Raw genomic sequence first — 13,475 nt, forward strand, 5'->3', positions numbered from 1 at the left:
GACAATCCTATCCTTATTTTATATCGGAAACGTGCCTGACATCAAACCTGAAAATAGGCAAAAAACACGAGCCATTCACGGGCTCGTGTCCTCAACTGACTCAGCAGTCAGCATGCTCACTATAACTTGGATTTAAGGCAGTATATTGCCTGCTGCACGGTAAATTTCATACCACTCTGGACGAGTGAGATGAACATCTCCTGCTTTTACACAGTCTTGCAGACGTTCAATATTCATCGTGCCTGTCACAGGTTGCATCTGCGCAGGGTGACGAAGCAACCATGCGATTGCAATCGTTGTATTGCTCACGTCATATTTCGCAGCAATCTCGTCAATCTTTGCATTCAATTCCGGGAACTTGTCGCTACCCAGAAATACACCTTCGAAGAATCCGTACTGGAACGGGGACCACGGCTGAATGGTGATATCATGCAGACGACAATAATCAAGGATACTGCCGTCACGGTTAACCGCAGCTTCGTTCTCCATGTTCACGTTGATTCCACTGTCAATCATCGTGGTATTGGTAATACTCATCTGCAACTGGTTGGCTACCAGTGGCTGTTTCACGTATTTTTTCAACAATTCGATCTGGTTCGGATTCTGGTTGGATACCCCGAAGTGACGCACTTTACCTTCGCGCTCCAGTTGATCAAAGGCTTCAGCCACTTCCTCCGGCTCAACCAATGCATCAGGACGATGCAGAAGCAGAACATCAAGATATTCCGTTTTCAGACGTTGCAGGATGCCATCGACTGAATTCAGGATGTGCTCTTTGGAGAAATCAAACATGCCTTTGCGGATACCGCATTTGGATTGAAGAATCATATTTTCACGAACTTGGGGATTCATCTGTACCGCTTCGGCGAAGATTTCCTCACATGTTCCTGTACCATAAATGTCGGCATGGTCAAAGAAATTCGCGCCAACCTCCATTGCAGAACGAACAAAATGTTCGGCTTCCTTACCGTCTAGTGAATTAATACGCATGCAACCCACCGCGACTACAGGTACTTCTAGTGCACTGCTGCCCAATTTAATCGTTCTCAAGATGTTTTCCCTCCATATTCGAATATTATCGTGTATCTTACCTTTGATTGTGACATATATCTGCAATCGGTTTCAATAGCTTTATCCTACATTCATATGGAGAAATGATAGGTTCTTCATTCCAGCCTATATATCCAAAAGAATAAGTTATACTTCTTCCGGTATGATAACCTCAATGTGCCTTGGCAGGACACCGATATGAATCGGCAGGGCAGGACCTTCTTCCCCATCTACATTGGTGCGAATGGCTTCGTCTGAGCGAACATGAACTTCTTTGGCTGTAAAATAGTCCACGTCCTTATGGTCTTTCAGACTACCAAAGAAAAGGGAAGTGCCAAGGGTCAGACTGTTGAACACACTGATATTACGAACAACAAAACAATGTATCAAACCATCGTCCACCTCTGCATCCGGGGACAACTTCTCGAATCCTCCGACCGAGTTGGTCAGCGCCGCCAGAAAAAGTGGCGATTCCCCCTCCCAGAACTGTCCGTCATATTCGATGGTTAGATGATTGGCTGGTGTATTCACCAGGTCTTTCAAGCCTTCTTTGAGATATGCGAATGATCCCAACTTCGACTTCTCTTCCGAGGATACGGAGAACAAAGCTTCTGCCAAAGAACCCGCAGCCACAACGTTGGCAAACAGGCGATCATTGATTTTCCCCAAATCCACGATATGGGTCTGATTCGAACGTAACTGCCTAATGGCTTCTTCCGGGTCAAGCGAGATATTCAGCGCACGTGCAAAATCATTCACCGTACCTAGCGGTACCACGCCCAGTCGGGGACGGTGATCCTGATCCATCATGCCGTTAATCGTCTCATGTAGTGTACCGTCGCCTCCGATGGAGATGACCAGATCACAGCCGTCTTTGCAGGCACTCAGACAGTAGTTGGTCGCATCACCTTCCCCAGCCGTCTCATTAACAACCACCTCATACTGCTGTGACTCCAGAACTTCTCTGACTTGGGACACATACTGCTCGGCCTCTTCCTTACCTGACGATGGATTACTAATGATCATGGCTTGGCGCATACTCACATCTTCCCCTCCAAAATGGCATCTTTACTTTATCTTTACCCGTTTCAAGGGTGGGTTGAATAGGGTCTGCGGGGGATGTTCCATTTTTTTTGATAAACATGTCTCTGAAGAGTGCAGAGCAGGGTTTGTTTCATATAGAATAGAAGTAGACAAATACCCATTACGAAATTTCTTGTTCCTTTTCCCTGTTGACGGGTTAATAACTATAGATGTGCTTTGAGCCGAACCTACATATGTTAAACTCTTCAATTCACACTGAACACTCCGTGGGCAGAATAACCTTTCGGTCGCTGTTATCGTGTAACTACTATACTTATCTAACTCAATCTGTTCGGATTATTTTATAATTCTAAAAAATTGGAGGGAATGCATGCAATGAGAAGAATGACGCTACTATTTCTAGTATTCATCCTGAGTCTCGGGGCATCGGGGCAAGCCATGGCTTACACCACTACAGACTTGGGCGAGGGAATCATTGAAGATCCAGCTTTGGAGGAAGGACTGAAGTTAATCCTGAACAAACCTCTGGATGTGCCATTAACTTCAACGGATCTGGAGCAGCTTGAGGTGGTGGATCTGAGCAATGCAGGTATTCACAGCCTCTCCGGTCTCGAATATGCAACCAATCTGACTCACCTCCGATTATATGGAAATGAGATTGAGGATCTCACACCGCTGGAGCACCTAACCCAGCTTCGGGAAATCGATGTTCGCAATAATTACATTACATCCATAGACGCACTTACTGAATTGAAAGACTTGGGACGGCTGTATATCAGCAACAATTCCATTTCTTCCATAGAGGTTGTACGTGAGTTCAACCGATTACATACGTTCCACGCCAGCGGTAACCAGATTGCCAGTCTTGCGGCCCTCTCGGATGCGGATGCACTGAAGTGGCTCGAGATCTCGAACAATACCATTAGCAATCTGACACCGCTCATGGGTAAAACTCGGCTCCAACAACTCAATGTATCGAATAACCAGATTCAAACGCTGGACGTACTGGCTGAATTGCCAAATACACTGCGGAATCTGAATGTGGCAGGCAACCAAATCACGGATCTGACACCACTGGAGCACATGACACGCCTTCGGACACTTGATATCTCTGGTAACCAAGTACAGCATCTCAAGGGGCTTGAGGGGCTGACTGGGCTGACGGAGCTGAATGCAGAGTCCAATCAGATCTATGATCTGGAACCTTTACGGCAGCTTTCCAGCCTGGACGTATTAAAATTATCCAACAACCGGGTGTGGGATCTGACACCAATCGCAGGTTTTACGTTTACCCGTGATCAGTCAGCGACAAATGCTATACAGGATATATCGGCGTCTACCTCGTTATCCTCCGGTATTCAGACTTCTGTATCAGAGGTTGAGCCTGCCGGACTCACGGTGCAGAACAATTATCTGGATGTTGTGAGTGGCAGTCATACGATGCAGCTTCTGAACCGGATGAATGTGCGGGAGCAGAAACGAACGCCGCAAGGCAGCTTCCAGCGTCTGATTGAAGGGTCAACCACCGCCTATGTCGGGGACCGTGCTTATGCACTGGATGCTGCACCTTTTATCGATGAGGGCCGGACCTATGTGCCTCTGCGTTTTGTCTCCGAGCAGTTAAATGCCCGTGTGAACTGGAACAGCGGTACGCGCGAAGCTGTGATCACACAGAATGATAAGACCATCCGCTGGAGCGTGGGCAACAAACAAGTTGTTGTGGATGATACGCTTGCGATCAATGATGCTCCTCTTCTGATGAAAAATGGTAAAGCTTTTGTACCGGTACGCTTCATCTCGGAGCAATTCAATACGACGGTTGGTTACATCGGAAGCAGCAAAACGATTCTGATTTTTGAAAATAAACAGCTTGGTGAGAGTGTGCAGCCTTAAATAGTGTCTCACGTTCATTTCCAGCCATAAGAGAATATGAGAAACAAGCAAAGTCCCCGTCTGAACGATCAGCGGGGATTTTGTTGTGTCATGACAGTTGTATTATGACATTGGATAATGGTATATGGATATCGCCGATCACAAACAAATACAGCATATAATCTGTCTATTCGGATACGAACTCGTGATACTCCATCTTCGATTAGGGTAAATTTCACACGGTTTAGCATATCTTCTTTTGCCGCAAGAGTTGTTATACTGAACGTAATATCTATGACAGCTGGAGTTCAAGCGAGGAGGAAATTCATATGACATTCACGTTCACTGGTTATTCAACAACCCAAGATAGCCCATGGAAAAAGTTATCTTTTGTGCCTACTAATGAAAGCGCTAACTTAAAACTGACGGGTGAACAGTACCAACTTGTGGAAGGGTTTGGTGGCTGTTTTAACGAGCTTGGTTATATGGCTCTGTCCCACTTGAATGAGGAGCAGCGCCATGAGGTATTTCACTCTCTCTTCCATCCAGAGGGCGAGCACAAGTTTAACATCTGTCGCCTGCCGATCGGCGCAAGTGATTATGCAGAGCAATGGTACAGCCACAACGAAGTGGACGGCGACGTGGCCATGGAACATTTTTCGATCAAACGTGATTTCAAATATCTGATTCCTTACATCAAGGAAGCTCTGAGTTATAACCCGAACCTGCAATTCTTCGCCTCGCCATGGAGCCCGCCAACGTGGATGAAGTCGCCCAAAGCCTATAACTATGGGACACTGCGCTGGGAGAAAGATATTCTGGAGGCCTACGCCCTGTATTTTGTGAAATTTGTACAGGCTTACCGTGACGCAGGCATTACCATCCATCAGGTGCATGTGCAGAACGAAGTGATTGCAGATCAGAAATTTCCTTCTTGCATGTGGACAGGCGAGCAGCTTCGTGAGTTCATCGCCGATTATCTGGGCCCGGCTTTTGACAAACACGGTCTGGATACGGAAATCTGGCTCGGAACGATCAACGCCCCTGATCCATGGGAGGAATTGATTAAGAAAAAAACAAATGACTTCGATGAGTACGCAGGGCTTGTCCTAAGTGATCCGAAGGCCTATTCCTATATCAAGGGTGTTGGATATCAGTGGGCAGGCAAAAATGCCATTCAACGTACCTCGGCAAGTTATCCGGAGCTGCGTTATATGCAGACCGAGAACGAATGCGGTGATGGCAACAACTCATGGAATTACGCCAAATATGTATATAACCTCTACCAGCATTACTTCAGCAACGGCGTGAACGCGTACATCTACTGGAACATGGTTCTGGAACCCAAAGGCCGCAGCACATGGGGCTGGGAGCAAAACTCCATGATCACCGTAGATCCGGACAATAAGGAGGTTACTCGGAACCCGGAGTATTATGTGATGAAACACTTCGCTCATCATATTGTTCCTGGTGCTCGAAAAGTCGGTCTGTCAGGCGCCTGGAGCGGGAAATCCGTCGCTTTCCGCAACCCGGATAACAGTCTCGTCATTGTCATCAACAACCCATTCCAGGACCGTCGTGACCTGTATCTAACCCTTGAAGAAGGACAGACCCTACACATGAAGTTGGAAGCCGATTCGTTCAACAGCATGGTTATTCAACCGAAGTAACTAATCCAATACCTCGTTAAAAACGCGGACATCAATAGCGTCAGGCCCCAAAGATTCCCCGGGCCGGCGCTATTTTTTATGGGCCAGACCAGGCTTATTTTCACCATTATTACTCCTGTGAAACACAAGCCGAAGGCAACTTAAAGATATGACGTTCAAGCTTTTATATTTACAAATCTATAAATCTAGATATAATGTAATCCAGAGCTTACTCTCATGTCCATCACATTATAGGAGTTATAGGAGGCAAGGCAGGTTCATTTCGACATAATACATCTATTTTTCTGTATATCTAAATTCACTGGAGGTACGCTTTACATGAAATCACAACAGGTCAACCCGCTGCTTATCCTGATTCTGGCACTGGGTGTATTCGGGATCATTACAACAGAAATGGGGATTGTGGGGGTGCTGCCTCAGGTTGCGCACAAATTCAACATTACGGCTGCACAGGCAGGTTGGCTGGTCAGTATATTTGCGCTGGTCGTAGCCATCGCGGGTCCTTTTCTCACCTTGCTGGCGTCTGGAATTAATCGCAAAATCATCCTTTTAGCCGCTGTGCTGATGTTTGCCATTTCGAACGTCGTCTATGCCTACGCCACAACATTTGATACCATGCTTATCTTCCGTATCATTCCCGCGTTATTCCATCCCGTCTTCTTTTCCGTAGCCCTGGTCACCAGTGCCCAACTCGTTCCGGCAGAGAAAAGCAGTCAGGCCGTCGCCAAAGTATTCACCGGAGTTACCGCGGGCTTTGCCTTTGGCGTGCCACTGACATCGTATCTTGCTGAACGCCTATCCCTCGAAATCGCCTTCCTGTTTGGAGCGATGGTCAGTGTGGTCGCTTTGATCGGCATATGGATCTGGTTACCCTCGATGCCCGTGAAGGAAAAGATGTCCTATGGCAAGCAACTCGGTATTCTGCGCAAACCTGGATTATGGCTGAATGTTGTCGCAGTCATTTTTATATTCGCCGCCATGTTCTCCGTATACAGCTATTTCGCCGAGTATCTTGGACAGGTCACCCAAATGAGCGGATCATGGATCAGTGTCATGCTGACTGTCTTTGGTGTCGTCATGATCATCGGAAATTTGGGGTTTGGACAGTTTCTGCGTAAGAGCGTGGTCCGAACTGTCCTCATGTTCCCCCTGCTGTATGTAGCAGCTTACGCACTCGTCTATTGGGCCGGTCCCCACTTCATGTGGATGGTTATTGTAGTCATCCTCTGGGCATCCGTGCATTCAGGAGGATTAATTGTAAGCCAAACCTGGTTAACCGCTGAAGCGCAAGATGCGCCTGAATTCGGCAACAGCTTGTATGTATCCTTTTCCAACCTCGGTATTACCCTGGGTACTGCTATCGGCGGCTGGTTCATCGCAAACCTGGGAGTACATCAACTGGTCTGGAGCGGAATGATCTTTGCACTGATCGCTTTTGTATTGATATGGATTAAAATCAAATGCTTCTCCTCACGCTCGGTTGCTTAAAGTTCAGAACGACCATCATTCGGATTCTTGACTCCTCGCACCAGTGGTTGATCAAACAGGGAGACAAAATATTCGCACATCAAAAAGCGCCATGTCCCCATACTCATCATGTGGGACAGGCGCTTTTTGATGTGATATCATTATCGAATTTCTACGAGATGCTCAGCCACATCAATACGTAAACTTAAGGATTGTTTGCCAGGTAATTTCTCAGCCATTGCATAGCCGGACGTTCTGTACCGTTGCTATTGACCAAGTGGGAGCCAGCCTGCCAGGTTTGATTCTGGTTGTAACCCCACAGCGTCACACCTTTAACAGCAGAGTGTTTCCACAGCACAGGGAATTTCTGCTGATAACGTTGCAATTGTGTATTATCGTCACCTGTCATATCCAGCTCGGATACATAGATTGGCAACCCTGTTGCTGCAAGCTTGTTCAATACCGTGTTCATCGTGCTCACAGAAACGTTGTCCATATTGAAGTAATGCGCCTGGATTCCAATACCATCAACTAGACCTCTGTTTTTCAAAAGGTTGATAATCTGGATATATTGGTCCGCTTTAGCAGGATCACCGATAATACCATATTCATTAATTAACAGTTTGGAGTTAGGGAAGGCTTGTCTCGCCTGTTGGAATGACCAGATAACCCAATCCCAACCCGTTGCCCCATCTCCACCAATGGCATTGCGATAGGATGGTTTCGCATGCAGAGGTTCATTCACCACATCAACGAAGGCAGACTTCGAATACCGCTGTCCTGCAGCTTTAATCCATTGTGTCACTTCAGCCTTCTGATCTGCGGCTGAGAGACTGTTAATCCAATTTGGCTGTTGATTTCCCCATACGAGCGTATGGAATTTGAACGGAAATCCGTTGTTGTTAGCATAGTTGTAGGCCATATCCGCCTGGCCCCAATTCATTACGTTGCGTGTGCCTTCAATAGCATCCCACTTGGTTGAGTTCTCCGGAGTTACCTGATTCCAATATGGGCTAAAATTCGAAGGAACCTGGTTGGCAATAATATTGCCCAGAAATTTGCTACCTTTCGCCAAACCAGCACTCACACTACCAACCGCAACAGAAGCAGCGAGAATCCCTACCAATGCCAGTGAGCCGACTGTTTTAAACCACTTAGACTTAATCAATGATTTTCCTCCTTAGTATTCATTTTTTGTAAAGCGCTTACAAAAACCATTTTACTGGATAATTTTGGTTTTTAACACCTGTCAAATTATAGTATTTTATTGTAAAAAAATAGAATTTAGTGGTTTTTCTGAGGCTAATTATCGATTCAATCTCTTAAATCCAACATAACTCTTACATTGGAGTTTACATTCACTAGATGTTTATCTAGTATGAAATGATACATATCTTTACACACACTAGATAACAAGGGAGATTACAACATGCGCAAAATTTCAACGAAACGCTTCGCCGGATGGCCTTTATCTTTCCTCTTATGTGCCTCCATTTTGTTCGCCCCTTTTGCTTCCACTCCGGTTCAGGCTGCTGAGGCAGACAAGGAGACCAAGATCACGTTGCTGGGTACATCGGATATACATGGTCGATTCATGCCGTGGGACTATGCTTTGGATGGTCCAAACCCAACCGGAAGCATGACACAGCTCTACACCATTGTAAAAAAAGTGCGTGCGGAGAATCCCAATACGATCCTACTGGATGCAGGAGACATGATTCAGGATAACTCGGCTGAGTTGTTCAATGATCAACCCCAATCTCCCATGATGGTTGCAATGAACGAAATGAAATATGACGCATGGGTTATGGGTAACCATGAGTTTAACTTCGGACTGGACGTACTGGAGAAGATCTCTTCCCAATTCAATGGACAGCCTCTCGTGGGTAACATTTTCAAAGAAAACGGCGACCGCTACATGCCTGCCTATACGATTATTGAGAAAGACGGCATCAAAGTCGGTGTTATTGGAATGAACACACCTATGATTACCGAGTTTGAGAAAGGTACGGATCACCTGGACGGCATCATCGTCAAAGATCCTGTGGAAGAGACCAAGAAGGCCATTGCTGAGCTAAAAGGCAAAGTCGATGTCATGGTTGGACTCATGCATATGGGATTGGACAACGAGAACGGTAATCCGGGAACCGGAGTGACGGATATCGCCAATGCCAACCCGGAGCTGGCTGCCATTTTTGCCGGACACATGCATACTTTGATTGAATCCCAAACGGTTAACGGCGTATTGATCTCCGAACCGAATAAATATGGCTCGCATATCTCTCGAATTGACCTTACATTTGAAAAAGATGGCGACAAAGTTGTGCTGAAAAGCAAGGAAGCTCAAGCTCTCGCTGTGAAAGCAGCAGACGGAACATATGAAGTCTCCGATCCTGCGCTGGAAGAGACTTTGCACCCATTCCACGAGTTCGCTCGTGCCGATGCCAACATTGAAGTGGCTGAACTGAAAGGAACGAACCTGGTCCCTGCTGATGAGATTAAGGGTATCCCTGCGGTGCAGATCCAGGAAACACCTTTGTCTGATTTCTTCACAGAAGTGATGTTGCATTACAGTGATGCCGATGTGGTCGCGCACCAGATTGATAACGACAAGGCCAAGCTGGATGTAGGCCCGATCAAGAAAAAGGATATTGCGTTCAACTACCAATACACCTTTGGTGAAGTGACCGTATATGAAGTAACCGGACGCGATCTGATGGATTATATGGAGTGGTCTGCGGGATACTTCAACTCCACACGCCCTGGTGATGTGACCGTCAGCTTTGATCCGAAACGACGCGCTTCCAAATACAGCACCGATGATTTCTTCGGCGGCGTAACGTATGAGATTGACCTGACCAAGCCATACGGTAGTCGGATTAAAAATCTCAAGTACAGCGATGGGTCAGTGGTCAAAGAAGACGATACGCTGAAGCTCGGTATGAATGCCTACCGGATGGAAGCGCTGATTGCCAAAGGTGGCGCCATGGAAGGTCGCAAGTTCAAGCAGCTCTGGTCCTCCAAGGATGCCTCGGCATTTGGTGAGATTCAAGGCACAATTCGCAACCTGTCCATCGCCTATCTGAAAGATGTTATGAAAGGTGTCTACGAACCGAAGATTCAACATAACTGGAAAATCACCGGCGTAGACCTGACTGCACCGGAACGTGCAGATGTAGTGGAGTTAATTAACGACGGCATCATGTCTGTCCCAACAACGGAAGATGGCAAGTACACCAACATTGCCTCCATTAACATTTTGGATACGGTGACTCAGGAAGAGATTGATACGTTATCTGCCAAAGCAGATGTGAGTGCGGTACAATTCGCAGGCGTGAAAACCAAGGGAGCGTTCTATCAACAGCTGAACAAAACTCGCAAAGCAGTAGGTAGTGGTGAGGGAGCAACTACTCCTACACCTGAGAAGCCAACAACGCCAACAGTACCTAAACCAACACCAACTCCAGGCACATCGAAACCTGGTAAACCATCAACACCAAGCACTGGTAAACCAGGAACTGTCACCAAAGGCCAACAAGCCAAGGTCACTGCAGCTTACCTGAACGTACGCGCTGGCGCTTCATCCAAGGCCAAAGTTGTTGCTGCAGTACCAAAGGGCACTGTGCTTGAGGTGATCAGTACAGACAAGTATGGCTGGGTAAAAGTGAAGCTGGATGGACGTGTAGCATTTGTATACGGGAAATATGTGAGTATTTTGAAATAGGTACAATCGTGACGTACCACGCTTAACGAAAAAGAAAAAGGGCGATCCCTCCCATGGATATCATGGAAGGGATCGCCCTTTTTTATGTTAAAGAACATTTATAATAATTGCTATAACTGCTCTATGGAAAAAAGTCATTTAGCGTTGTGGCAGGTTCTTGATTTTATCCATAAAAGCGTCCAGTTGTATACCATTCGTTTGTTCCGTAAAGTAACGTGATTCCTCCGATTCACCCTCATAGGTGGCAAGTACGTAGTCACCATCAACAATATAGTACGTGCCGTAGCGGGTGAACGAATATCCTCCCAGCTGTTCTCCAGTCGTCCCCTTTTTGACTACAGCGATAATCTTCATACCTGGTTTAAGTTCAGGCTCCACACCTGCAAAGTCAGCGTTGTAAAATAAAAAAGTGTCCTCGGGCACATCATCTCCTGTTACCACTTCATGTACCCTCACCCCATAGGAGATGAATTCAGGTTGATAGGGTGTCGTTCCAGTAGCCCGATCCTTATCAGCCATCTTTCGCTCAGGCGTGCCCGGCTCAGTAGTCAACTCCACACGAAAACTCGGCAAAACATTCATAACCTCTGCCACAACGACCCCATCCCCATATGTCATGATCTCTCTGAAGCTCACTTCTCTCATGTTAATCGTCGCGGGAACGCCAGTGGATAGCGGATATTCCTTGCGGAGTTCATTCATTCGCTTTTGGGAGAGCACGTTCTCCGCACGATCATCTGAATTGACAAACAGAGTTGTACATCCCGTTAGACTAACCAGCAATGCAATACCTGTTAGCCAGCATATTAGTCGGATTCGTGCCATACATCCACCCCTCACCTGGTATGGTTGCTATATATACCTTCAATACTCAACCTCTCTTTACATCCCAGTTCGCAAGCATGCCTCTCGCCATCTCCATGTCCGACTCCTTTCCTGTAATCAGTGCAAACTTGGCAACAATTGCAGGATAGGCTGCCCACTGCTCTCGAATATGCTCCATCATCCGGGGCCATGTTCTTCCCCCTGCCTTCTCATAACGTCTCAACAGTTCACGCAGTCCTTCCTCCTGAAAGAGTGCATAGTAAATGACGAAGTCCTTACCCGGATCTGCAATCTCAGCTTCCGTCCAATCAATAAGTCCAGTTACTCGCTGGGCATCATCGACAATTATATGTGGTGGATGCAGATCACCATGGATGAACGCCGAGTGCTGAGGCCAATAGCTACTTATAGAAAGCCATACCGTCCAGCGTTCAACCAACTCGGTTGGCACCGTAAAATTCTGCTTAACCTCTTCTATATTGGCTGCAAATTCTTTGCGAGCTTCCATAGGTGTCTTGGTCCGCACTCCACCTTTCTTCGCCTTGTCGGGATCGATGTTATGCAGCGTGGCGAGAGTCGTAGCCAGTGAATCCAGGAATGTATCCGATAAGCTCTCCTGAGGGAATCTCCATACATACCCTCCCCCTGCGGGATCCACAACTGCGATCGGATCACCCTCAAGTAAAGGATAAGCGATCAACCCTGGCGTGCAGATCCGCCAATCTGGTACCTGTGCATGTATATTTCCTCGGACCACATTCAGCACCTTTCTCTCATTCTCGGCTCGCTCCCAGACATCTTTGCGTCGCGGCTGGCGCAGAACCCATCTTCGGCCTTCTTCATCCGTGGCGAATGCTACACGAAAGTCCATACCCGACTCGTTGATCTCCAAGGATTCCTCAACGATAAGGAGTCCATTCTGATTTGCTAAAGATAATAATTCCTTTCGAATTGCCAAATGCTCATTCATGTTCGCTTTTGTCATATCAGGTACTCCCCTTTTCCTGGATAAACTAAAAAACACAGACATGTTCGCCTGTGCAATTCATCTCGGAAGTTGGCATACCTGAATGCTCACAAAAAATAGTAGTACATCAAAGAACCACCTCACAGAATGATTCTTTCACGACTAGCGGCATACGTGTAACATGGCAAACCAATCCCGATGAGCTGCACACAGGCAGAAAACAGCAAGCATAAACAAACATCTCGCCATATTATCTCAATCGGGAAAAATTTAGCACACGTATCCCTCCGTTCAATAAGTTACCCATATGCTAACATATTCCAAATCCCAGTTCCAGACTGAATGGAATTTTTTTGGTTCTTTTTATTGATATACAGGAACTTGGGCGTCTCAGGTAACGTCCATAGTTTGTAGATGTAATTAAAAAGAATGAGAGGTGAGCACCCCAATGTCCATTGTACGAAAGTTATCCTTATTACCAGTCATCATGCTCTTGTTAACTCTTGGATGCACAGAGAAGTCCGTAGAACAAGTGAAAGAGAAGCCACATGTGCGAGGAATGATTACGGATTTTGAGGAAGAAAGAGGTCAGGTACTCATAGAGAATAAAGAAGATGGAGGTGTTGAATCAGGACCGATTTGGATTTCGCTCAGCAAGAACGCCGAACTCATCATCGAAGGACAGACTGTCACCGTCTCTTTGGATGAGACACTCGTTGGTCGAAGTGCAGAAGTATGGATTGGTGGAATAATCGCTCAATCTTACCCTCCCCAAACCCAGGCTGTAAAAATGGTCATTCATTAACACACAGCAATATTCACCGATACATTTCGTTTCACGTGGAACGTTATGATA

At 46.5% G+C, this 13,475-nt stretch carries 10 protein-coding genes; 5 read left to right on the forward strand and 5 right to left on the reverse strand.

Translation table 11 applies throughout. The features are described from left to right. Window positions 1–132 precede the first annotated feature (132 nt). Both F0220_RS29535 and F0220_RS29540 read right to left on the reverse strand, forming a co-directional pair. Entirely contained in the window at window positions 133–1,050 is a 918-nt protein-coding gene (locus tag F0220_RS29535) for an aldo/keto reductase (RefSeq protein WP_105600512.1), read from the reverse strand. Window positions 1,051–1,197: 147 nt separating this feature from the next. Further along, window positions 1,198–2,088, reverse strand: coding sequence for a diacylglycerol/lipid kinase family protein (locus F0220_RS29540; protein WP_105600514.1), 891 nt, complete (start codon window positions 2,086–2,088; stop codon window positions 1,198–1,200). 381 nt (window positions 2,089–2,469) lie between these two features. Between F0220_RS29540 and F0220_RS29545 the strand changes: the two genes are divergently transcribed. The 3 genes from F0220_RS29545 (at window position 2,470) to F0220_RS29555 (ending at window position 7,124) form a co-directional block, all read left to right on the forward strand. Continuing rightward, entirely contained in the window at window positions 2,470–3,987 is a 1,518-nt protein-coding gene (locus tag F0220_RS29545; RefSeq protein ID WP_181155517.1) for a leucine-rich repeat domain-containing protein, read from the forward strand. A gap of 308 nt (window positions 3,988–4,295) precedes the next feature. After that, window positions 4,296–5,636, forward strand: a complete 1,341-nt coding sequence (locus tag F0220_RS29550; RefSeq protein ID WP_105600517.1) for a glycoside hydrolase family 30 protein — start codon at window positions 4,296–4,298, stop codon at window positions 5,634–5,636. A gap of 318 nt (window positions 5,637–5,954) precedes the next feature. Further along, window positions 5,955–7,124 (forward strand): MFS transporter, encoded by a 1,170-nt coding sequence (locus F0220_RS29555; protein WP_105600518.1) that lies wholly within the window; start codon window positions 5,955–5,957, stop codon window positions 7,122–7,124. Window positions 7,125–7,308: 184 nt separating this feature from the next. Here F0220_RS29555 and F0220_RS29560 read toward each other — a convergent pair whose 3' ends face one another. After that, a complete protein-coding gene (locus tag F0220_RS29560) occupies window positions 7,309–8,271 on the reverse strand; it encodes an endo-1,4-beta-xylanase (protein ID WP_091012361.1) in 963 nt (320 codons plus the stop codon). 426 nt (window positions 8,272–8,697) lie between these two features. Here F0220_RS29560 and F0220_RS29565 point away from each other — a divergent pair, with 426 nt between their 5' ends. Further along, complete coding sequence (locus F0220_RS29565; RefSeq protein WP_374954419.1) at window positions 8,698–10,827, forward strand: 5'-nucleotidase C-terminal domain-containing protein; 2,130 nt, start codon at window positions 8,698–8,700, stop codon at window positions 10,825–10,827. A 138-nt stretch (window positions 10,828–10,965) separates the two neighbouring features. Here F0220_RS29565 and F0220_RS29570 read toward each other — a convergent pair whose 3' ends face one another. Both F0220_RS29570 and F0220_RS29575 read right to left on the reverse strand, forming a co-directional pair. Beyond that, window positions 10,966–11,652 (reverse strand): hypothetical protein, encoded by a 687-nt coding sequence (locus F0220_RS29570; RefSeq protein WP_091012358.1) that lies wholly within the window; start codon window positions 11,650–11,652, stop codon window positions 10,966–10,968. A 46-nt stretch (window positions 11,653–11,698) separates the two neighbouring features. Further along, window positions 11,699–12,637: a macrolide 2'-phosphotransferase gene (locus F0220_RS29575; protein ID WP_105600521.1), complete on the reverse strand. Its 939-nt coding sequence runs from the start codon at window positions 12,635–12,637 to the stop codon at window positions 11,699–11,701. Between the two features lie 430 nt (window positions 12,638–13,067). On the opposite strand from F0220_RS29575, the gene F0220_RS29580 reads away from it, so the two are divergent. Then, window positions 13,068–13,424, forward strand: a complete 357-nt coding sequence (locus F0220_RS29580; RefSeq protein WP_105600523.1) for a hypothetical protein — start codon at window positions 13,068–13,070, stop codon at window positions 13,422–13,424. The last annotated feature ends 51 nt before the right edge of the window (window positions 13,425–13,475 follow it).

It is taken from the genome of Paenibacillus sp. 37, assembly GCF_008386395.1.
GTDB classification, from domain to species: domain Bacteria; phylum Bacillota; class Bacilli; order Paenibacillales; family Paenibacillaceae; genus Paenibacillus; species Paenibacillus amylolyticus_B.

Excerpts from the sequence above, each read along its gene's own strand:
- F0220_RS29575 (WP_105600521.1), bottom strand. The coding sequence starts at position 12,637 with ATGACAAAAGCGAACATGAATGAGCATTTGGCAATTCGAAAGGAATTA.
- F0220_RS29545 (WP_181155517.1), top strand. The coding sequence starts at position 2,470 with ATGAGAAGAATGACGCTACTATTTCTAGTATTCATCCTGAGTCTCGGG.
- F0220_RS29540 (WP_105600514.1), bottom strand. The coding sequence starts at position 2,088 with ATGCGCCAAGCCATGATCATTAGTAATCCATCGTCAGGTAAGGAAGAG.
- F0220_RS29570 (WP_091012358.1), bottom strand. The coding sequence starts at position 11,652 with ATGGCACGAATCCGACTAATATGCTGGCTAACAGGTATTGCATTGCTG.
- F0220_RS29580 (WP_105600523.1), top strand. The coding sequence starts at position 13,068 with ATGTCCATTGTACGAAAGTTATCCTTATTACCAGTCATCATGCTCTTG.
- F0220_RS29565 (WP_374954419.1), top strand. The coding sequence starts at position 8,698 with ATGCCGTGGGACTATGCTTTGGATGGTCCAAACCCAACCGGAAGCATG.
- F0220_RS29555 (WP_105600518.1), top strand. The coding sequence starts at position 5,955 with ATGAAATCACAACAGGTCAACCCGCTGCTTATCCTGATTCTGGCACTG.
- F0220_RS29550 (WP_105600517.1), top strand. The coding sequence starts at position 4,296 with ATGACATTCACGTTCACTGGTTATTCAACAACCCAAGATAGCCCATGG.